Here is a 19,442-nt window from a genome sequence, read left to right on the forward strand (position 1 = left end):
ATGCCCTGAATGCCTACATTTATAGGATGTGGGCATTTTTTGTTTTGGGGTGGCTATGAATATCGTCTATCTCAACGGGGTCTTCCAGCCGTCCGAGCAGGCGCGGATCTCGGTATTCGACCGCGGTTTCCTGTTCGGCGACGCAGTGTACGAAGTGATTCCGTTCTACCAGGGCGTCGGCTTTCGGCTGCAGGAGCACCTCGACCGGCTGCGTCACAGCCTGCGGGCGGTACATATCCGCAGCGAGCTGGATTGGGCGGATCTGCTGCACGAGCTGGTGCAGTTGAACGGCGGCGGTAACCTGTCGGCCTACCTGCAGGTCAGCCGGGGCGATAGTGGCGAGCGCCGGCCGCAGTATGATGAAGATATGGCGCCGACGGTATTCGCCTGCTGCCGACCGATTCCGGATATCTACCAGCTGGGCGCCGACCAGATCAAGCCGTTGACGGCGATCGTCACCGCCGACCTGCGCTGGCACCGCTGTGATATCAAGATCACCGGCCTGCTGCCCAATATCCTGGCCGCCCAGCAGGCCCGCGAGCAGGGCGCCGATGAGGCATTGCTGATGCGTGACGGGCTGTTGACCGAAGGGGCCAACAGCAACCTGTTCGTGATCCGGCAGGGGGTGATCTACACCCCGAAGCGGAGTTCCGAGATCCTCGGCGGGATCACCCGCGAGCTGATTCTGGAGCTGGCCGACGACGAAGGTATCCCTTACCAGGAGGTGGATATCGATTACCAGACGCTGCTGGCGGCGGATGAGGTCTGGCTGTCCGGTTCGACCCGTGGCGTGGTGCCGGTGGTGTCGGTGGACGGTCATACCATCGGCGGTGGTGACAAGGGGCCGATGTGGCAGCGGATGTTCCAGCTGTTCATCGGTTTCCAGCAAGCATTAATGACGGGGGCGAAAGATGTCTGAACAAGACGCACCGAAAATTGAATTTCCCTGCCCGGACTACCCGATCAAGGTGGTTGGGGTCAACGACGACAACTTCCGCGGCTTCGTCGTGGAAACCGTGCAGATCCACGCGCCGGATCTGGATATCTCCCGGGTGACGGTCAACGACAGCCGCAACGGCACCTTCCAATCGGTGACGCTGATGATCACCGCCACCGGCGAAGATCAGCTGCGCGCGTTGCATACCGACCTGATGGCCTCCGGCCGCGTGCGAATGGTGATCTGATGGCGGTCGCTGATCAGCTCATTATCCGTCGGCTGGGGCTGCAGCCGTACGAACCGACCTGGCGTCGGATGCAGGCGTTTACCGACCAACGTGATGCCGACACTCCGGACGAGATCTGGCAGCTTCAGCACGAGCCGGTATTTACCCAGGGCCAGGCCGGCAAAGAGGAGCACCTGCTCAATCCCGGTGATATCCCGGTGGTGCAGGTCGATCGTGGCGGCCAGGTGACCTACCACGGCCCGGGTCAGGCGATGGTCTATCTGCTGATCGACCTGCGCCGCAAGAAGCTGGGTGTGCGCGACCTGGTCAGCATCATGGAGCAGGGCGTGGTCGACCTGTTGGCCGATTACGATATCGAGGCCTATGCCAAGCCGGATGCGCCGGGGGTCTATGTGAACAATGCCAAGATCGCCTCGCTCGGCCTGCGGGTACGGCGCGGCTGCTCGTTCCACGGCCTGGCGCTGAACCTGAATATGGATCTGACGCCGTTCCTGCGCATCAACCCCTGCGGCTACGCCGGTATGGCGATGACCCAACTGGTCGAGCTGGCGCCGGAGTTCGACAGCCAGCAGGCGCAGGACGCCCTGGTCGATCACTTGGTGGCCAAAATCGGGTATACTGCGCAGACGATTACAACCTCTCTGGATTAGTGCTCAATGTCTGAAACTTCCAAGCCAAAACGCGCCGAGCAGGGTGTCAAACTGCGTGGCGCGGACAAGGTCGCTCGTATCCCGGTTAAAGTCATTCCCACCGAAAAGGATGAGATGCCGCGCAAGCCGGACTGGCTGCGGGTACGGATGGGCTCGTCGGCGGAAGTTAAGCGGATCAAGGACAAGTTGCGCAACCATAAGCTGGCCTCGGTCTGTGAAGAAGCCAGCTGCCCGAACCTGGGCGAGTGCTTCAGCCACGGCACCGCTACCTTCATGATCATGGGCGATATCTGCACCCGTCGTTGCCCGTTCTGCGACGTGGCCCACGGCCGTCCGAACGCGCTGGATGAGAACGAGCCGCGCGAGCTGGCCGAGGCGATCGCCGACATGGCGCTGCGTTACGTGGTGGTCACCTCGGTTGACCGCGACGATTTGCGCGACGGTGGTGCCCAGCACTTTGCCGACTGCGTGCGGGAAACCCGTGAGCGGGTGCCGAACATTCAGATGGAGATCCTGGTACCGGACTTCCGCGGCCGTATGGATATCGCCATCGATATCCTGACCCAGACGCCGCCGGACGTGTTCAACCACAATATGGAAACCGTACCGCGCCTCTACAAGGCGGTGCGTCCGGGCTCCGACTACGAGTGGTCGCTGCAGCTGCTGAAGAAGTACAAGGCGCAGAACCCGCAGGTGCGCACCAAGTCCGGCCTGATGGTCGGTATCGGTGAAACCAACGAAGAGATCATCCAGGTGATGCAGGATCTGCGCGATCATGACGTGGACATGCTGACCATCGGCCAGTACCTGCAGCCGAGCCGCAGCCATCTGAAGGTGGAGCGCTTCGTAACGCCGGAAGAGTTCGACGAGTTCAGCCGCCTGGCCAAGGAGATGGGCTTCAAGCAGGCCGCCTGCGGCCCGCTGGTACGCTCCTCCTACCACGCCGACCTGCAGGCCAAGGGCGAAAAAGTCGGTTAAGCCCGGTCATCTTCTTTTTAAGAGTCCGCCCGCTGATCACCTGTCGCCCGCGGAGCGAGGGCTGCTCGTAGCAGCTCGCTCCGAGGGCGATACTCGCAGGCTGACGCGCCTCATCGCGGTCAGAGCCCGCTGCTACAAGATGTAGTAGCTCCGTGGGCGACTGTTCTTAATCCCAACCGCTCCGGCGGCGACAGGCTATCTTTCCTTTTCAAATGCTCGCTTAACCCCGTCCAATCCTAATCGCCTCGACAGGGCTTATCTTCTGTATGAGATGCCTGACTTACCAAACTGGAAGTGAATTTGTTATTCAATAATTGAATAAATATATATCAATATAATATATTAGCGTTTTCTGTTTTGAGTGACTGAGGAAAACGCATGAGCCAGAACCGCCCCCTGAAAACCATCTCCGTGACTACCAAGATGGGCGCCAGCAGCAAGGTCGAAGCCAGTATTCGCGACCACCGGGTGGTGATCGATCAGCCGCGGAATGCCGGCGGTACCGACGAGGGGCCGACGCCGCTGGAGTATTTCCTGTTTTCGCTGGGGGGCTGTATCGCCACCATCGCCCGGCTGGCGGCCAGTCAGCAGGGGATCGAGTTGCGTGGCATCGAAGTGCAGCTGGAGGCGGGCTTGAATCTGGCGGGGCTGTTGGGCAAACCGACCGAAGATCGGGTCGGTTTCCAATACATTGACGTCAAGGCGACGTTGGATGCCGATCTGAACGAGCAGCAGAAGGTCGCGTTTCTTGATGAGGTCTGCGAGCGTTGCCCGCTGCACGACAATATCCGCTTCAACACTCAGGTCGAACACGGCTTGAGCTGATCTGCCCGCTGCCGCCGGTACGGCTTACTGGGCAGGTTGCTCCGCGTCGCGCTGCAGCTTGCTGACGTGGCTGGCAATCAGGTCGATCTGCTCCGGCGACAGCTCGGGGAATTTGGGCTGATCCAGGTGGCGCAGCGGTGAGCCGTATTCGATCAGCAGCATGATCTCGTGCTGTTTCAGCGGCGGCTGGCTGCGGTCGCGTGTTTCCATCAACTCGCCCGGGCCGCGCAACTTGTGGCAGTTGCGGCAGTAGTAGTTGTACAGCTCGCCGCCGGTTTTCATCATCGCCGGCATCGACGGCTGATCGTCACAGCCTGTCAGCAGCAGGGTGGTCAGCAACAGCAGCGGCCATCTGGAGCCAATTCGAGACATAACTGGGGTTCCCGGGGCTTAATTCCTGTTCAAGCTATCGGCGATTAGAGCAATAACTTGAATCACCAATCCATTAGTTGGCGCCTGGTGTGGCCGTCTGACTACTGCGGCAAGCGGATCGGCTTGCCGGCCAGCGCCAGGCAGATAGCGCTCAATTCAAGCCAGAGGTCGCCGGCGCGGGCGCCCTTGATGATCTGGTCGACCCGGAAGCAGCGCTCCAGCAGCTCCATCAGCAGTGCTGGCTGACAGCGCTGGGCGGCCTTGCGCAGCAGTTGCTTGCGCTTGCCCCAGATCTTCTCGCGCTGGCACAGGGTATCGTAGGGCACTCCCGCCTGCAGGCCTTGCTGGATGGTCAGCAGGGTGCGGATCTCGCGGCTCAGTGCCCAGAGTGCCACCGGCCCTTCGGTGCCTTCCTGGCGCAGCACCTGCAGGATCTTCTGGGTGCGGGCGGCCTGGCCCTGCACGGCGGCGTCGGTCAGGCCGTAGATGTCGTAGCGGGAGCTGTCGGAGACGGCGTCGATCACCGTGTCGGCGGTCAGCGTTTGGCCCGGGTAGAGCAGGCTGAGTTTGTCCAGCTCCTGCTTGGCGGCCAGCAGGTTGCCCTCCACCCGACCGCACAGCAGCTGCACCGCCTCCTCATCCAGCGACAGTCCCAGTTGGGCGGCGCGCTGGCGCAGCCAGCCGGGCAGTTGGTTGGCTTCCACCGGCCAGATCTCGACCACCAGACCGGTTTTCTCGATCGCCTTGAACCAGGCGCTTTTCTTGGAGCCGCCGTCCAGCTTGTCGGCCAGGATCAGCAGCACGTTGTCGGGTGCCGGGTTGGCCAGGTACTCCTGAAGGATTTCGCTGGCCGGCTTGCTGAGCTTCTGGCCGCCGAGGCGCAACTCGATCAGCTTGCGTTCGGCGAACAGCGATAGGGCGTTGGCGCACTCCAGCAGGTACTCCCACTTGAAGCCGCCGTCGACGTGCAGCACTTCGCGTTCGCTGAAGCCCTGCGCCTGCAGTTCGGCGCGCAGCAGGTCGCAGCTCTCCTCGGCCAGCAGAGGTTCGTCGCCGGTGATCAGGTAGACCGGCGCCAGCCCCTTCTTCAGGTGCTGGCCCAGTTGTTCCGGCTTGATCTTCATTGAACGGGCTTCAGCGCCAGGTAGCGGCGGGTTATCTGCAGCGCCAGGTCGTCGGCCATCTCCTGGCGCAGCAGCTGTTCCTGCTCCAGCGCGGCGGTGGCGGCGTCGGCGTCATAGGTGTAGATCCGCTCGGTAGTCAGCTGCTGCGGCGCCAATGCCAGCTCGCCATTGGCCTGGCTGACCTGGAACCGCACCCGCAGCTGCAGCTCGTACTCGTCCACCTTGGCGCGGCTGTCCAGCGTCGCCGAGCGGCGGTTTTCGACCACCGACAGCAGCTCCAGCCGGTAGGGCGCCTGGCTGACGATCTGTACCTGGTTGAGCTGCAGCGAGCTGACCAGGCTGCTGGCCAGCTGGCTGTGCGGGCCGTGCTGCACCAGCTGTACCTGGCGCAGCGCTTCCGGAACGTCGATATAGCCGCGCAACTGGAATCCGCAGCCGCTCAGGCCGGTCAACAACAGGGCAGCGGTTGCCGAGAGCAGGGTTCTGCGCAGCATGTTCCGGTACCTTCCTTAGCCGACCACGATGTTGACCAGGCGACCCGGTACAACGATCTTCTTGCGGATGCTCTTGTTGGCGATGTGCTTCTGCACGTTTTCCTCGGCCAGCGCGGTGTGCAGGATTACGTCCTCGTCGGCATCCGCCGCCACGGCGATCTTGGCACGCACTTTGCCGTTCACCTGCACCACCAGCTCGATGGAGTCGCGGGTCAGTGCCGACTCGTCCACCTGCGGCCAGGGTGCGACCAGCAGGTCGTCACTGTGGCCCAGCTGCTGCCACAGGTAGTGGCACATGTGCGGGGTGATCGGCGCCAGCAGCTGAACTGCCGCCTGCAGGGCTTCGCGGGTGACCGCGCGGCCCTGTTCGCTGACGTCGACGAACTTACTGATGCTGTTGGACAGCTCCATTACCGCGGCGATGGCGGTGTTGAAGGTCTGGCGGCGTTCGATATCGTCGCTGACCTTCTGGATGGTCTCGTGCACCTTGCGGCGCAGTGCCTTCTGGTCGTCGTTCAGGACTGCCGGGTCCAGCGCCACCACGTCACCGCCCTGCAGGTGATCGTGCACCTGCTTGTAGAGCCGCTTGATGAAGCGGTGGGCGCCCTCGACGCCGCTGTCGGACCACTCCAGCGATTGCTCCGGTGGTGCCGCGAACATCATGAACAGACGCACGGTGTCGGCACCGTACTTGTCGATCATCAGCTGCGGATCGATGCCGTTGTTCTTGGACTTGGACATCTTCGACATGCCGTCATGCTGCAGCGGCTGGCCGTTTTGTGCGTGACGGGCAGCCAGCACGCGGCCCTTGTCGTCGGTGTCGACCTCGACGTCGGTCGGCGATACCCAGACCTTGCCGCCGTTGTCGTCTTCGTAGTAGTAGCTGTCGGCCAGTACCATGCCCTGGCAGAGCAGGCGCTTGAACGGCTCGTCGGAGTCTACCAGGCCTTCGTCGCGCAGCAGCTTGTGGTAGAAGCGCGAGTACAGCAGATGCAGGATGGCGTGCTCGATGCCGCCGATGTACTGGTCGACCGGCAGCCAGTAGTTGGCCTGCTCCGGTGTCAGCATCGCGTTGTCGCTGCTGCGAGAGGCGTAGCGGGCGTAGTACCAGCTGGATTCCATGAAGGTGTCGAAGGTGTCGGTTTCACGCTCGGCGTCGGCGCCGCATTTCGGGCAGCTGCACTGAATGAAACTGTCCATCTTCTTGATCGGCGAGCCGACGCCGTCGAACTCGACCTCGGTCGGCAGCACCACCGGCAGCTGATCTTCCGGCACCGGCACCGAACCGCAGCTCGGGCAGTTGATCACCGGGATCGGCGCGCCCCAGTAACGCTGACGGGAGACGCCCCAGTCGCGCAGCCGGTAGTTGATGGTGGTGCGGCCCTTGCCCTTGCGTTCCAGCTCGGTGGCGATCGCCTTGAACGCCATGTCGAACTCCAGGTCGTCGAAGTCGCCGGAGTTGACCAGCACGCCCTTGTCGGTGAATGCCTCTTTACCCAGATCGATTTCGATCGAGTTGTCGACCGGCTTGATCACCTGCTTGATCGGCAGACCGTACTTGCTGGCGAACTCCCAGTCACGCTGGTCGTGACCCGGCACCGCCATGACCGCGCCGGTGCCGTAGTCCATCAGCACGAAGTTGGCGGTCCATACCGGAATCTTCTCGCCGGTCAGGGGGTGGGTGGCTTCAACACCCAGCGGCATGCCTTTCTTCTCCATGGTGGCCATATCCGCTTCGGCCACCTTGGTGTGGCGGCACTCTTCGATGAAGGCCGCCAGTTCCGGGTTGGACTGGGCCATCTGCTGTGCCAGCGGGTGCTGCGCGGCCACTGCCACGTAGGTGACACCCATCAGGGTGTCTGGTCGGGTGGTGAATACTTCGAGGTCGCCGTCACCGTCGACATGGAACTTCAGCTCGACGCCCTGGGAGCGACCGATCCAGTTCTTCTGCATGGTGCGGACCTGCTCCGGCCACTCGGTCAGCTGTTCCAGGTCGTCCAGCAGCTGGTCGGCGTAGTCGGTGATCTTCAGGAACCACTGCGGGATCTTCTTGCGCTCGACCAGCGCGCCGGAGCGCCAGCCGCGGCCGTCGATCACCTGCTCATTGGCCAGTACGGTCTGGTCGACCGGGTCCCAGTTCACTTCCGCTTCCTTCTTGTAGACCAGGCCCTTCTCCATCAACTTGGTGAAGAACCACTGCTCCCAGCGGTAGTATTCCGGGTGGCAGGTGGCCAGCTCGCGGTTCCAGTCGTAGCCGAAGCCCATCTGCTTGAGCTGGTCACGCATGTAATCGATGTTTTCGTAGGTCCAGTTGGCCGGCGGCACGTTGTTCTTCAGTGCCGCGTTCTCGGCCGGCAGGCCGAATGCGTCCCAGCCCATCGGTTGCAGTACGTTCTTGCCCTGCATCCGCTGGTAGCGGGAGATCACGTCGCCGATGGTGTAGTTACGAACATGCCCCATGTGCAGGCGGCCGCTCGGGTACGGGAACATGGATAGGCAGTAGAACTTCTCCTTGGAGGTGTCCTCGGTGGCCTTAAAACTGTCGTTCTGCTCCCAGTACTGTTGGGCCTGGGCTTCAATTTCCTGCGGCTGATACTGTTCGTTCATTGTCGACTTGCTGAAACCTGTAATAAGAAACCGGCATCCAGTTGATGCCGGTTATGGGTCTTAGAATTTATGTGGCATAGCATACAATATATGCAGTGGTGTCGACAGACTCCGCACCGATGTCTGCGCCCCCTGGCATTCAGTTTTAGGCTGTAACAAGGAGATCCGCCATGAGTGAGCAACAGAAACCGAGCGGCAGCCGCTTCACCCAGGCCTATGACCGGGTGTTGAAACGGCTGCGCGACAACCTCGACAATGCCGAGGAGAAATCCTGGGAGTTCCTGCAGGACCAGATCGAGGAAGCGGTTGAGATCGAACAGAAAGCCGCCGAGATGAGCCGTGACGAGCTGGACCTGCTCAGCGCCTACGTCAAGCGAGACCTCAGGCAACTGGGCCGCTATACCCACCTGGCGGGCAAGGGATTGGCCGAGTTCCTCGATTTCGACCTCGGCTATCTGGAAGACCGGGTCAAATCGCTGTTCCTCGACCTGGCCGACCGCACCCGAATCGAGCAGGAGATTTTGCGCGAGCGGCTCGATCACGACGACGAGCAGTATATCGCCGGCGAATTGGCCACCGTCGGCACCCTGGAGTGCCTCAACTGCGGTAGCCGGCACCGGCTGCTGAAAACGGTGGTGATCGAACCCTGCCAGAAGTGTGGTGGCAACTACTTCAAGCGGGTCTCGGCGCCACTGGCCGACGACGACAAGGATTATACGCTATAAGCCGGTAGCTGCACCGGGTTACCCGATTGCTGAAACCGGCTCCCGTGGTTACTACCGATCAGTTAAGCTCATTGGGCCGCTGATTTTTTCGAAGATTGCAGGGAGTAGTCTGAAACGGGGCGATATGTATTGGTATTTGAGGATATCGTGTGAATCGGTGGGAGGCGCGCCCCGCGGCGATAAGCCTCCTGAAACATGCCCCTTGCGGGTAATCGCCGCGAGGGCGCGCCTCCCACCGTTGCTCATTGCCACATCGGGACTCGAGCCTCGGCTATCCCAACCTAACCCCTAGCCGTATGAGCGTCCCAACGCCTGCATCGCCCGATTGGAGCGCATCATTGCGATATCCTTCTGGGCAATAGCGTGTTCCTGCATCCGGTCGGCCTTCTCCAGCGATGCCTCGGCCTTGTCGCCCCGGTAATCCAGCTCGTTTTGTTCGAGCCACCGCTCGAAGTCGGGGAAATTGTCCAGCCGTTCGTGCAGCTGTCGGATCTCCGCGATCTGCTCCGGCCTGCTGTCGAGGAATTGGCGTATCGCGTCGGACTGCGGGTGTTCCTCGTTGTCCCACATCATCGGCCGCCCGCCGATATAGGCGTCCCAGTTCTGCGACAGCCAGAACGGTTGGTCGCTGGGGATATCCAGCGTCTTGGCCGCCTGCAGCGAGATCTCCCCATCCAAGGCGTGTGTCTGTAGCGATAAAAGAGCCTGTTGGGTCTTCCACTCCGACTGTAGTCGAGTGCGATCCATCTCTTCTCGGCGCTCAATAATCCCTTGTGCACGAGCCGATGATGCAGAACTGACAGGTACGTACTGAATTTTCTTTGAATCGCCGATCGAAAATGAGCTTGCACTTTTTTGTGTGTTAGGTTGTTGAGAGGCTTTGTTGATAAAGGTGGCAATGTTGACTGCAGTGTTGGGTGCTATTTTCATCTTATCTACGTTCCCTGTAGTGCTCCTGAACTTGGTTCAGGAGCTGTTTTTAGTACCTGTTATCCAATAGCACTGATATTGATCGCATTACCGTGCATATCGGCCAGCCACTCAATATTGTCAGCGCTGCTGAATTGACCGGTAATAACGATGGCGTTATTCAATACTCCATCAGCAGCATCCTGTGTGGTGAACAGCAGCATGTCAGTACTGTTGTAGTAATTCCACTGAATATCGCTGAACTCGGCGTTCATCTGGACTTTGTCATTGGCGCCAGAGGTGTCGTCAATCCAGGCGATGCCCGCGGTGGTCTACTGGACGTAGTAATCGTCGCCACTGCCGCCGTACAAGTAGTTATGGCCGGTATCGTTGCTGACCAGGATATCGTTGCCTGCTTCGCCGTAGAGCTGATCGGTGCCGGAATTGGCGTACAGCGTGTCATTACCTTCGCCGCCATAAATCTCATCATTACCTATTCCTCCGTAGATCAGATCATTATCATTTCCGCCTTTAATATGATCGTTACCGGAGCCTCCATCTATCGAGTCATCATGCTCGCCGCCTTCGATGTAATCATCTCCAGCACCTCCGTAAATCGTATCAGAGCCCCAGTCTCCAAACAGAAAGTCTTGGCCATCTCCGCCGTATATCTGGTCATCCCCTGCGCCACCCTCGATACTGTCAACATCACCGCCGCCATGGAGTTCGTCGTTACCCTGCTCGCCGTAGATCAGATCCTTGCCTGCATCCCCATAGGCCACGACATCGTTATCGCCACAATATGATCCTGGCCATCTCCACCAAAGATCAGATCGTTGCCTGATTCACCATAGAGATAGTCATCACCGCCGTTGCCTACCAAGGTGTCATCATCGGTTTCTCCGTGCAGGAAGTCCTGATAATCGGCCCCCTCCAGGTAGTCATTACCACCGCCGCCATACATTGTATAAGCAAGCAGGGGTTCGGCTTTCTTATAGTCATCCTTGATGAAGTCTTGATCGCCATACCAAGTAATCATAAAAACGCTTTCCTTATTCCATGTTTTACTTTCCTTTGCCGGCTCCTGCCGGCGCACCGAATGCTATCTCGTTCCTGATATTGATAGCGAGTAGGGAGAGGTGGAAAACCATTGATACAGGTCAGTATAAAATTTGAATAAGTGTTTGTTTCTTAATGGGGTGACCGACGGTCATGTGGGAGCTTGGGCGGGTATCGATTGGCTTTTCAGCCAGAGGAAAATAGTGGGTAATGGAATTTCTATTCATGATCTACATCCCTGTCGTATTGAATCAACATCCGCTCCTCCTGAGCGGGCTCCGGTCGAGTGCAGCAAACTCCGTTCCAGTTTAGTGAGTACAGTAAAGGGCCCGGTTTACGGGCCTTTGGTCACTACATGGGGAGCTTGGCGGAAGTTTTTTGCCGGCTGTTAGGAATAAGATTGGCCGTCGGTTGCCGCAAGCATCGTAGTGCCGCTGTTAACTGGAGACTGTTATCTGTCGACTGTAAGAAGAACGGCTCCGGCGCAGGCCGCAGGCGCTGAGCAGCAGGGAAAGGATCAGTACTGGCCAGACGCCGACGCGCTGGTAGGGCGTTTCGCCCTGCATCGGCTGCACTTCGCCGCGCAGCACGGCGCTCTGGTAGCGCGGTGCCTGTTCGACGATCTTGCCGTCCGGCGCGACCAGCGCGGTGATGCCGTTGTTGGTGCCACGCAGCAGCCAGCGGCCGTTTTCCAGCGCCCGCATCCGGGCGATCTGCATATGCTGGTCCGGGGCGATGGAGTGGCCGAACCAGGTGTCGTTGGAGACGGTCAGCAGCAGTTCGCTGTCGCGGGCGGCGTGGCGTACCAGTTCCGGGTAGGCGATCTCGTAGCAGATGGCGCTGGCCAGCCGGTAGCCGTTGACCCGCAGGTTGCGCTGTTCGCCCTGCGGCAGTTTGAAGTTGGAGGCCGGCAGGTTGAAGAAATCGACCAGTCCGCGCAGCAGCCCCTCCAGCGGCAGGTATTCGCCGAACGGTACCAGCCGCTGCTTGTGATAGATGCCGGCGCCGCCGCTGAGCACCGCCAGCGAGTTGTGGAAGCGGTAGTCGCGCGGCTCGTCGTGGTCCGGCACCGCCGCCGGCAGGCCGCTGATCAGCGTGGTGTGGGTTTGCTCGAGCTGTTCGAACCAGTCGCCCAGCAGCCCGGCGGCGCGGCTGTACAGTGCCGGCACCGCGGTTTCCGGCCAGATCATCAGGTCGACGTCCAGGTGTGCTCGGCTGAGCTGCTGATAGCGCTGCAGGATCGTATCGAGCGCGCCCGACTGCCATTTGATCTCCTGCGGAATGTCGGCCTGCACCAGCGCCACCTGCAGCGGTCGGCCGGTCGGCTGGGTCCAGTGACCGGGCAGCAGCGGCGCGGCCAGCCAGGGCGCGGCCAGCAGCAGCAGCGCCAGGGCGCGCTGGCCATGGCTACGGGGGGTAAACAGCGCCGCCAGTGCGCAACTGCCCAGCGCGATCCACAGCGAGCTGAGCCAGACGCCGCCCAGCGGTGCCCAGTTGGCCAGCGGGCTGTCCAGGCTGGCGTAGCCGAGGTAGAGCCAGGGAAAACCGGTCAGTAGCCAGCTGCGCAGCCACTCGAACAGCCACCAGAGGCCGGCGAAGGCCAGCCAGGCGTAGCCGTTACGGTTGAAATGGCGGCAGAACAGCCAGCCCTGCAGGGCGAATAGGATGGCCAGTGCGGCGACGAACAGGCCGGTCAGCAGCAGCGCGACCGGCAGCGGGGTGGCGCTGTGCTCGCTGATCGATACGAACACCCAGGAGGTGCCGGCGCCGAATACGCCGAGGCCGAAACACCAGCCGAGCCAGAGGCCGGCCCTCGGGCTGCGTTCGCGCAGCAGCAGGTAGAGTAGCGCCGGCGGCAGCCAGGCCAGTGGCCAGAAATTGAATGGCGCCAGCGCCGGGGTGATTAGGGACCCGGCCAGCAGCGCCAGCAGCATGCTCAGCAGATGAGCCATCATCCCTGTCAGTCTTCCTTGCGGGTCACCTGCAGCAGTCGGATACGGCGGTTATCGGCCGACAGTATGCGGAAGTTGAAGCCGTCGATATCGACCTCCTCGTCCTTCTCCGGCAGGTGGCCGAAGTGTTGGGTGACGATGCCGCCGATGGTGTCGAAGGCGTCCTCGGAGAAGCCGACCTCGAAGAAGGCGTTGAAGTCCTCCACCGGGGTCAGCGCCTTGACGATATAGGCGTTGTCCTCGAACGGCTTGATGTTGCCCTCGTCGTCCTCGGCGTCATGCTCGTCCTCGATCTCGCCGACGATCTGCTCCAGTACGTCCTCGATGGTGATCAGGCCGGCCACGCCGCCGTACTCGTCGACCACGATCGCCATATGGTTACGGGTGGCCTGGAACTCGTTCAGCAGTACGTTGAGACGCTTGGATTCGGGGATGAAGGTGGCCGGACGCAACCGGCTGTGGATTTCGAAGTTTTCCACCGAGCCTTCGAGGATCAGCGGCAGCAGGTCTTTGGCCAGCAGTACGCCGAGCACCTCGTCGGGATTGTCGCCGACCACCGGGAAGCGGGAGTGGGCGCTGGAGATGACCACCGGCAGGAACTCCTTCGGCGTTTGGTCGGCTTCCACCACCACCATCTGCGAGCGGGGGATCATCACGTCCCGCACTTTCATGTCGGATACCTGCATCGCGCCCTCGATGATGCCGAGGGCTTCGCTGTCGAGGATATTCTCCTCGGCGGCTTCTTTCAGGTCGGTCAGCAGGTCTTCGCGGCTGCGCGGTTCATCGGAGAATGCCTGGGCAAGCTTGCCCAGCCAACTTCGGGGTTGGCCCGATCGGTCGTCGCTCATTGGGGTCCTCGGTCACACTTCCTGATAGGGGTCGGAGATGTCGAGCCGGGCGAGGATATCGCGCTCCAGCTGTTCCATGATCTCCGCATCATCGTCGTTTATATGATCGTAACCGAGAAGATGCAAGCAGCCGTGCACTACCATGTGGGCCCAGTGGTGATCGAGCGGCTTCTGTTGCTCGTCGGCTTCGCGGCGTACCACCTCGGCGCAGATCACCAGGTCGCCCAGCAGATCGAACGGCAGATCCTCCGGCAGCCCTTCCGGTCGTTCGAACGGGAACGACAGCACGTTGGTCGGCCGGTCCTTGCCGCGATACTGGTGGTTCAGCGTCTGGCTCTCCTGCGGATCGACCAGCCGGATGCACAGTTCACCGTTGTCGCGCAGCCCCTGCAGGGCGCTGTCGACCCACAGCTGAAACTGCTCGGCGGAGGGCAGGTCGTCGGCGTCGATTTCATATTGCAGTTCCAGGTCGATGCTCATGCGTCCTTGTTCTCCACTGTGTCCTGGCCAACCGCTTGGGCGACCGCTTGCACAGCGGCCCGTTCGGCCTCCTTGGCGGCCTGTTTCTCGGCCCGGCGTTCCGCCTGGCGCTGCTCTTCGGCCTTTTCGAAGCGGTCGTAGGCGCGCACGATATGCTGCACCAGCGGGTGACGCACCACGTCCTTGGCGTTGAAGTGGGTGAAACCGATCCCCTCGACGCCCTCCAGCACCTTCATCGCATGCAGCAGGCCGGACTGGGTGCCGCGCGGCAGGTCGACCTGGGTGACGTCGCCGGTGATCACCGCGGTGGAGCCGAAGCCGATCCGGGTCAGGAACATCTTCATCTGTTCGCGGGTGGTGTTCTGGCTCTCGTCCAGGATTACGAACGAGCCGTTCAGGGTGCGGCCGCGCATGTAGGCCAGCGGTGCCACTTCGATCACGTTGCGCTCGATCAATTTGCCGACCCGCTCGAAGCCGAGCATCTCGTACAGCGCGTCGTACAGCGGGCGCAGGTAGGGGTCGACCTTCTGGCTCAGGTCGCCGGGCAGGAAGCCCAGCTTTTCGCCGGCTTCGACCGCCGGGCGCACCAGCAGGATCCGCTGGATCTCTTCGCGCTCCAGTGCCTCCACCGCGCAGGCGACCGCCAGGTAGGTCTTGCCGGTACCGGCCGGGCCGATACCGAAGTTGATGTCGTGGTAGCGGATCGAACGCACGTAGTTCTGCTGGTTCGGGCCGCGTGGCCGGATCATCCCCTTGTGGGTGCGGATGCTGACCTGTTCGTCCGGCTGCTCGTCGTCTTCGGTGCGCTCGGTCATCTGCTCGACACCGGATTGCTGCAGATACAGGTGCACCTCGTCCGGTGTCAGCTGGTTGCCGTGCTGGGCCTGCTGGTACAGGTCCTCGAGCATCTCGGAGACCGCCTGAACCACACTGGATTCACCCTGTAGCTGGAACTGGTTGCCGCGGTTTCTGATCTCGACGGGGAGCCGTTGCTCGATCATCTTGAGATGTTCGTCCAGCTGTCCGCAGAGGTTGGCAAGGAATTCCGGATTGTCCGGCTCGAGTGTCAGTTTCAGCGTTTGGGCGGTGTTCAATGTGTCTCCTCGAATTCTCAGGTCTCAGTGCTTTTGATCCAGCTCGGAGCCGCGGAGTTCCCCAAGCAGTGAGTTGGCGTAGGCTTCCACGATCTCCACGTCGGCGAAGTGGCCGATCAGGTCCGGATTATCGCAGCGGAAGTTGACCACGCGGTTATTCTCGGTGCGGCCGGACAGCTGGCCGGGATCCTTTTTAGAATAGCCGTTGACCAGGATCCGCTGCACGCTGCCGACCATGCGGCGGCTGATCTGGTGGGCCTGCTGGTTGAGCCGCTCCTGCAGGATCGCCAGCCGCTGTTTCTTGGTCTCCTCGGAGACGTCGTCCGGCAGGTCGGCGGCCGGGGTGCCCGGCCGGCGGCTGTAGATGAAACTGTACGACTGGTCCATGCCGACATCGGCGATCAGGTTCATGGTGGCTTCGAAATCGGCGTCGGTTTCGCCCGGAAAGCCGATGATGAAGTCGGACGAGAAGCAGATATCCGGACGGATCTTCTTCAGCCGGCGCAATTTGGACTTGTACTCCAGCGCGGTGTGGCCGCGCTTCATCGCCATCAGGATGCGGTCGGAACCGCTCTGTACCGGCAGGTGCAGGAAGCTGACCAGCTCCGGCACCTCGCCGTATACCTCGATCAGGCTGTCGCTGAACTCCACCGGGTGGCTGGTGGTGAAGCGGATCCGGTCGAGGCCGTCGATCGCCGCCACGCAGCGGATCAGCTCGGCCAGGTCGGCGCTGTCGCCGTCATGGGTGGCGCCGCGGTAGGCGTTGACGTTCTGGCCCAGCAGGTTGACCTCGCGGACCCCCTGTTCGGCCAGTTCGACGCACTCGGCGATCACGTCGTCCAGCGGCCGGCTGACCTCCTCGCCGCGGGTGTAGGGCACCACGCAGAACGTGCAGTACTTGGAGCAACCCTCCATCACCGACACGAAGGCTTCGGCGCCCTCGACCTTCGGTGCCGGCAGGTGGTCGAACTTCTCGATCTCCGGGAAGCTGACGTCGACGATGCCGACCACGCCGTCGTTGTGGCTCTCGATCATCTCCGGCAGGCGGTGCAGTGTTTGCGGGCCGAAGATCATGTCGACGTAGGGTGCGCGGTCGAGGATCGCGTCACCTTCCTGGCTGGCTACGCAGCCGCCGACGCCGATCACCAGCTCCGGATTGGCATCCTTCAGCTTGCGCCAGCGGCCCAGCTGGTGGAACACCTTCTCCTGCGCCTTCTCGCGGATCGAACAGGTGTTGAGCAGCAGCACGTCGGCCTCTTCCGGCTGATCGGTCAGTTCCAGCTCATGGCTCTCGCCCAGCAGATCCGCCATGCGGGCTGAGTCGTACTCGTTCATCTGGCAACCATGAGTCTTAATAAACAGCTTCTTAGCCATTCTTCACCTGTTTCGATCTGGATTTTCCCCGGTACCGGTCACCGTGCGCCGGCCGCCGGAGCGGGATGGTTCGGTATGCCGGCTGTACCCCGCCGGTAAAAGGACCGCGCATTATACTGAAAGCACCCCCTACCGACCAGATTTTAACCAGAGAATTGGATGGCTTGAATTGCCTGTGTGCCGTCCCCATATACCGATGAGTAACAAGGTCATCTGCATTGGGAATAGAGGCACTGATGAACAGCGAAGAACATATCTACCGGGTGATGTTCGTCAATCAGGACCAGGTGTACGAGCTGTATGCCCGGCATGTCTACCAGAGCGAGATGTGGGGCTTCATCGAGGTTGAGGAGTTCGTGTTCGGCAGCCGCTCCGACCTGGTGGTCGACCCGAGCGAAGAGAAGCTGAAACAGCAGTTCGGCGAGGTAAAGCGCTCCTATATCCCGATGCAGGCTATAATCCGGATAGATGAGGTGGCACGCGAAGGTGTGCCGAAGATTTCCGAGGCGAAAGGCACCATTACTGCCTTCCCGTTGTCCGCACTCCCGAAAAACCGCGGATAATGAATTTTTTTGTTGTTGTACTCCGGGCGTCCATTGGGCGCCCTTTTTTATGGTTGAGTTTTGAGTTTTGAGTTTACAGAGGGAAGTTAACAGTGGCCGGTACCCGGAAGGAGGGCCGCCCACTGTCAACTCAAGACTTCCAACTGTTAACTCGCTACTCCCACCTGTTAACTCAACCTATACCTGAAACCGGGCGATCAGCTCGCGCTGCTGCTGGGCGATATCCAGCAGGCCACCGCTGCTGGCGGAGACATTCTCGGCGCCGTGCGCGGTCTCGCCGGCGGCCTGGTTGATCTGCTCCAGCGCCCGGCTGACCTCCTCTACCGCCAGGTTCTGCTGGTTGGCGGCCTCGGCGATCTGGGTACTCATCCGGTGGATCTCGGCGATCACCCTGTTCATTTCGCTGAGCGCCTGCTGCGAGGTGCTGGCGTGTTCGACGCACTGCTGCGTCTGCTGGGCGCTCTGCTGCATCACGCCGACCACCTGTTGGATGCTGTTCTGCATGTTCTCCACCATCTGCTGGATCTCCTGGGTGGAGTTCTGGGTGCGGCTGGCCAGGCCGCGAACCTCGTCGGCGACCACCGCGAAGCCGCGACCGTGGTCGCCGGCGCGGGCCGCTTCGATGGCGGCATTCAATGCCAGCAGGTTGGTCTGCTCGGCAATCTCGCCGATGGTGTCGAGGATGGTGCCGATCTGGCGGCTGTACTGCTCCAACTGATCGCTGTGCTGCATCGCCGCGCTGATATCGCCGGCCTGCTGTTCGATGGCGCCGAGGGTGCGCTGGACATGGTTGTCCACGTCGACGCTGAGCCGTTCGCAGTGCTGCACCGCCTGCTGGGTGGTCTGGGCGTGGCCGTGCACTTCGCTGACGGTGGAGGCCATCTCGGTGGCGGCCGAGGCGGTCAGCTCCAGCTGGCGACTCTGCTCGCCCATCGCGCTGGTGGTCTGGCGGCTGACCACCGCGTTGCGTTCGGCCACCTCGGTCAGGTGGCCGGCGCCGTCGGCGATCTGGCGCAGCAGCCCACTGAGCTTGTCGACCACTTCGTTGAGGGCGTGGCCGAGCATGCCGAACTCATCGTTGCGCTGTTCATCGAAGGTCTGGCGCATGTCTCCCTGGGCAACCTGGGAGAGCTTGCCGAGCATTTCGTTCAGCGGCCGTGAGATGGTGCGTACGGTAATCACGCTGATCAGCAGCGCCAGCAGGGTGGCGCCGGCCAGCAGCAGGCCGATCAGCGTCTGGCTGATGCCGGCGGTACGGTCGGCCTGGCTGCGTGAATTGTCGGTCAGCTGGCGGGCGGTGGCGATAAAGGTCTCGGCGGCCTGGCGCGCCTGGGCCAGCTTGTTGCGGGTCTCGTCCAGCTGGCTTTGCAGGGCGTTGCCGGCCTGCCAGCTTTGCTGGTAGAGCGCCACCAGGCCGTCCTTGCCGTACAGGTGTTGGTTGATATCGCGGATCAGTACCTTGATCCGGTTGGCTTTCGGGTCGACCTCGGCGAACGTCTGCAGCGTTTTGGTCAGCTGGCCGTCGGCCTCCTGCAGCGATCTCTGCAGCGCCGGGAAGTCGCCTTTCTGCTGGAACAGCATCAGCTGGTCGCGGTGGGAGTTTAGGGTGCGCATCAGCGCGCGGGCGTGGACCGGGCCGTCGTTGTCGCCGGGCCGGGACAGGTACTGCTGGCTCCAGGTGGCCAGCGAGCTGGTCTGGCGCTGGAAGCGGCTCTCCTTCTGCAGTACCCGCTGCTGTACCTTGATGCGCTCCTCGTGCAGCGCCATCACCCGCTCGGCGGCTGCCGCGAAGGCCTCCTGGCTGGTACCGCTCTGCTGCAGGCTGGCGGCCAGTTCCGGATGCTGCTGTGCCAGTGGCTGCAAGGCGTCCAGTTGGCCGGTAAAGGTGCTGAGTTGCTGCTGGAAACGGGCCTGCTCTACCTTTCGCTCCTTGTCGTCGAGCTGGTCGTCGGCGAGCACGTTGAGCAGCGCGATCTGAGCCTGCTGCAGCGCAATCATCTGGTTGAAGCTGCCCAGTGCGGTCGGTAGCGAGCTGTCGGTGATCTCGTGCAGTTTGCGGTTGATCTGCTCGGTGCCCCACAGGCCTCCGCCGCCGACCACCATGATAAACAGCACCAGCAGGGCAAAGCCCAGCGCGATTCTATGGGTAACCTTGACCAACATCCGGCGCGTCCCCTTGTTGTCCGTCTTATTGTTATTTTCGC

Annotated in this window: 21 protein-coding genes; 7 read left to right on the plus strand and 14 right to left on the minus strand. The window is 61.5% G+C overall.

From position 1 onward, the window contains the following. Positions 1-55: 55 nt before the first annotated feature. From K6T12_RS06365 to K6T12_RS06385, 5 genes are all read left to right on the plus strand, one after another. Positions 56-919 (plus strand): aminotransferase class IV, encoded by an 864-nt coding sequence (locus K6T12_RS06365; RefSeq protein ID WP_222220618.1) that lies wholly within the window; start codon positions 56-58, stop codon positions 917-919. Continuing rightward, positions 912-1,184 (plus strand): YbeD family protein, encoded by a 273-nt coding sequence (locus K6T12_RS06370; protein ID WP_222220620.1) that lies wholly within the window; start codon positions 912-914, stop codon positions 1,182-1,184. Before K6T12_RS06365 ends, K6T12_RS06370 begins: the two co-directional genes overlap by 8 nt. Next, positions 1,184-1,834 (plus strand): lipoyl(octanoyl) transferase LipB, encoded by a 651-nt coding sequence (gene lipB / locus K6T12_RS06375; RefSeq protein WP_222220622.1) that lies wholly within the window; start codon positions 1,184-1,186, stop codon positions 1,832-1,834. The genes K6T12_RS06370 and lipB overlap by 1 nt, the downstream gene beginning before the upstream one ends. A 6-nt stretch (positions 1,835-1,840) precedes the next feature. Next, a complete protein-coding gene (gene lipA, locus K6T12_RS06380) occupies positions 1,841-2,812 on the plus strand; it encodes a lipoyl synthase (protein WP_222220624.1) in 972 nt (323 codons plus the stop codon). Between the two features lie 378 nt (positions 2,813-3,190). Next, positions 3,191-3,637 carry an OsmC family protein gene (locus tag K6T12_RS06385; RefSeq protein ID WP_222220626.1) on the plus strand — a complete coding sequence of 149 codons (447 nt, stop codon included), beginning with the start codon at positions 3,191-3,193 and terminating at the stop codon, positions 3,635-3,637. Between the two features lie 24 nt (positions 3,638-3,661). Here the strand turns inward: K6T12_RS06385 and K6T12_RS06390 are convergent, their stop codons facing one another. The 4 genes from K6T12_RS06390 to leuS all read right to left on the minus strand — a co-directional run bounded on the left by K6T12_RS06390 (position 3,662) and on the right by leuS (position 8,234). Further along, on the minus strand, positions 3,662-4,009 hold the full coding sequence (locus K6T12_RS06390; protein WP_222220627.1) for a c-type cytochrome: 348 nt from the start codon (positions 4,007-4,009) through the stop codon (positions 3,662-3,664). A 101-nt stretch (positions 4,010-4,110) separates the two neighbouring features. Beyond that, entirely contained in the window at positions 4,111-5,133 is a 1,023-nt protein-coding gene (holA, locus tag K6T12_RS06395) for a DNA polymerase III subunit delta (protein WP_222220629.1), read from the minus strand. After that, the gene (locus tag K6T12_RS06400; protein ID WP_222220631.1) at positions 5,130-5,627 is read right to left on the minus strand and encodes an LPS-assembly lipoprotein LptE; all 498 of its coding nucleotides are present in this window, start codon (positions 5,625-5,627) and stop codon (positions 5,130-5,132) included. The genes holA and K6T12_RS06400 overlap by 4 nt, the downstream gene beginning before the upstream one ends. Positions 5,628-5,642: 15 nt before the next feature. After that, the gene (gene leuS, locus K6T12_RS06405; RefSeq protein ID WP_222220633.1) at positions 5,643-8,234 is read right to left on the minus strand and encodes a leucine--tRNA ligase; all 2,592 of its coding nucleotides are present in this window, start codon (positions 8,232-8,234) and stop codon (positions 5,643-5,645) included. A gap of 170 nt (positions 8,235-8,404) precedes the next feature. Here leuS and K6T12_RS06410 point away from each other — a divergent pair, with 170 nt between their 5' ends. Then, entirely contained in the window at positions 8,405-8,959 is a 555-nt protein-coding gene (locus tag K6T12_RS06410) for a zinc ribbon-containing protein (RefSeq protein ID WP_222220635.1), read from the plus strand. 288 nt (positions 8,960-9,247) lie between these two features. Here the strand turns inward: K6T12_RS06410 and K6T12_RS06415 are convergent, their stop codons facing one another. The 9 genes from K6T12_RS06415 to miaB all read right to left on the minus strand — a co-directional run bounded on the left by K6T12_RS06415 (position 9,248) and on the right by miaB (position 16,675). After that, the gene (locus tag K6T12_RS06415) at positions 9,248-9,706 is read right to left on the minus strand and encodes a hypothetical protein (protein WP_222220637.1); all 459 of its coding nucleotides are present in this window, start codon (positions 9,704-9,706) and stop codon (positions 9,248-9,250) included. Positions 9,707-9,948: 242 nt separating this feature from the next. Then, positions 9,949-10,143: a hypothetical protein gene (locus K6T12_RS06420; protein ID WP_222220639.1), complete on the minus strand. Its 195-nt coding sequence runs from the start codon at positions 10,141-10,143 to the stop codon at positions 9,949-9,951. 57 nt (positions 10,144-10,200) lie between these two features. Beyond that, positions 10,201-10,650, minus strand: coding sequence for a calcium-binding protein (locus K6T12_RS06425; protein ID WP_222220641.1), 450 nt, complete (start codon positions 10,648-10,650; stop codon positions 10,201-10,203). Next, positions 10,620-10,907 carry a calcium-binding protein gene (locus K6T12_RS21695; RefSeq protein ID WP_222220643.1) on the minus strand — a complete coding sequence of 96 codons (288 nt, stop codon included), beginning with the start codon at positions 10,905-10,907 and terminating at the stop codon, positions 10,620-10,622. Before K6T12_RS21695 ends, K6T12_RS06425 begins: the two co-directional genes overlap by 31 nt. 457 nt (positions 10,908-11,364) lie before the next feature. Further along, complete coding sequence (lnt, locus tag K6T12_RS06435) at positions 11,365-12,882, minus strand: apolipoprotein N-acyltransferase (RefSeq protein WP_222220645.1); 1,518 nt, start codon at positions 12,880-12,882, stop codon at positions 11,365-11,367. Between the two features lie 5 nt (positions 12,883-12,887). After that, positions 12,888-13,727 carry an HlyC/CorC family transporter gene (locus K6T12_RS06440; RefSeq protein WP_222220647.1) on the minus strand — a complete coding sequence of 280 codons (840 nt, stop codon included), beginning with the start codon at positions 13,725-13,727 and terminating at the stop codon, positions 12,888-12,890. A 12-nt stretch (positions 13,728-13,739) separates the two neighbouring features. Beyond that, the gene (gene ybeY, locus K6T12_RS06445; protein ID WP_222220649.1) at positions 13,740-14,207 is read right to left on the minus strand and encodes an rRNA maturation RNase YbeY; all 468 of its coding nucleotides are present in this window, start codon (positions 14,205-14,207) and stop codon (positions 13,740-13,742) included. Further along, a complete protein-coding gene (locus K6T12_RS06450) occupies positions 14,204-15,301 on the minus strand; it encodes a PhoH family protein (RefSeq protein ID WP_222220651.1) in 1,098 nt (365 codons plus the stop codon). The genes ybeY and K6T12_RS06450 overlap by 4 nt, the downstream gene beginning before the upstream one ends. Positions 15,302-15,325: 24 nt before the next feature. Further along, complete coding sequence (miaB, locus tag K6T12_RS06455; protein ID WP_222220653.1) at positions 15,326-16,675, minus strand: tRNA (N6-isopentenyl adenosine(37)-C2)-methylthiotransferase MiaB; 1,350 nt, start codon at positions 16,673-16,675, stop codon at positions 15,326-15,328. A gap of 236 nt (positions 16,676-16,911) precedes the next feature. On the opposite strand from miaB, the gene K6T12_RS06460 reads away from it, so the two are divergent. Further along, positions 16,912-17,238, plus strand: coding sequence for a DUF1820 family protein (locus K6T12_RS06460; protein WP_222220655.1), 327 nt, complete (start codon positions 16,912-16,914; stop codon positions 17,236-17,238). Between the two features lie 177 nt (positions 17,239-17,415). On the opposite strand, the gene K6T12_RS06465 is transcribed toward K6T12_RS06460, so the two are convergent. Beyond that, positions 17,416-19,401 (minus strand): HAMP domain-containing methyl-accepting chemotaxis protein, encoded by a 1,986-nt coding sequence (locus tag K6T12_RS06465; protein ID WP_222220657.1) that lies wholly within the window; start codon positions 19,399-19,401, stop codon positions 17,416-17,418. Between the last annotated feature and the right edge of the window lie 41 nt (positions 19,402-19,442).

This window comes from Marinobacterium arenosum (genome assembly GCF_019795155.1).
GTDB classification, from domain to species: Bacteria; Pseudomonadota; Gammaproteobacteria; order Pseudomonadales; family Balneatricaceae; genus Marinobacterium_C; species Marinobacterium_C arenosum.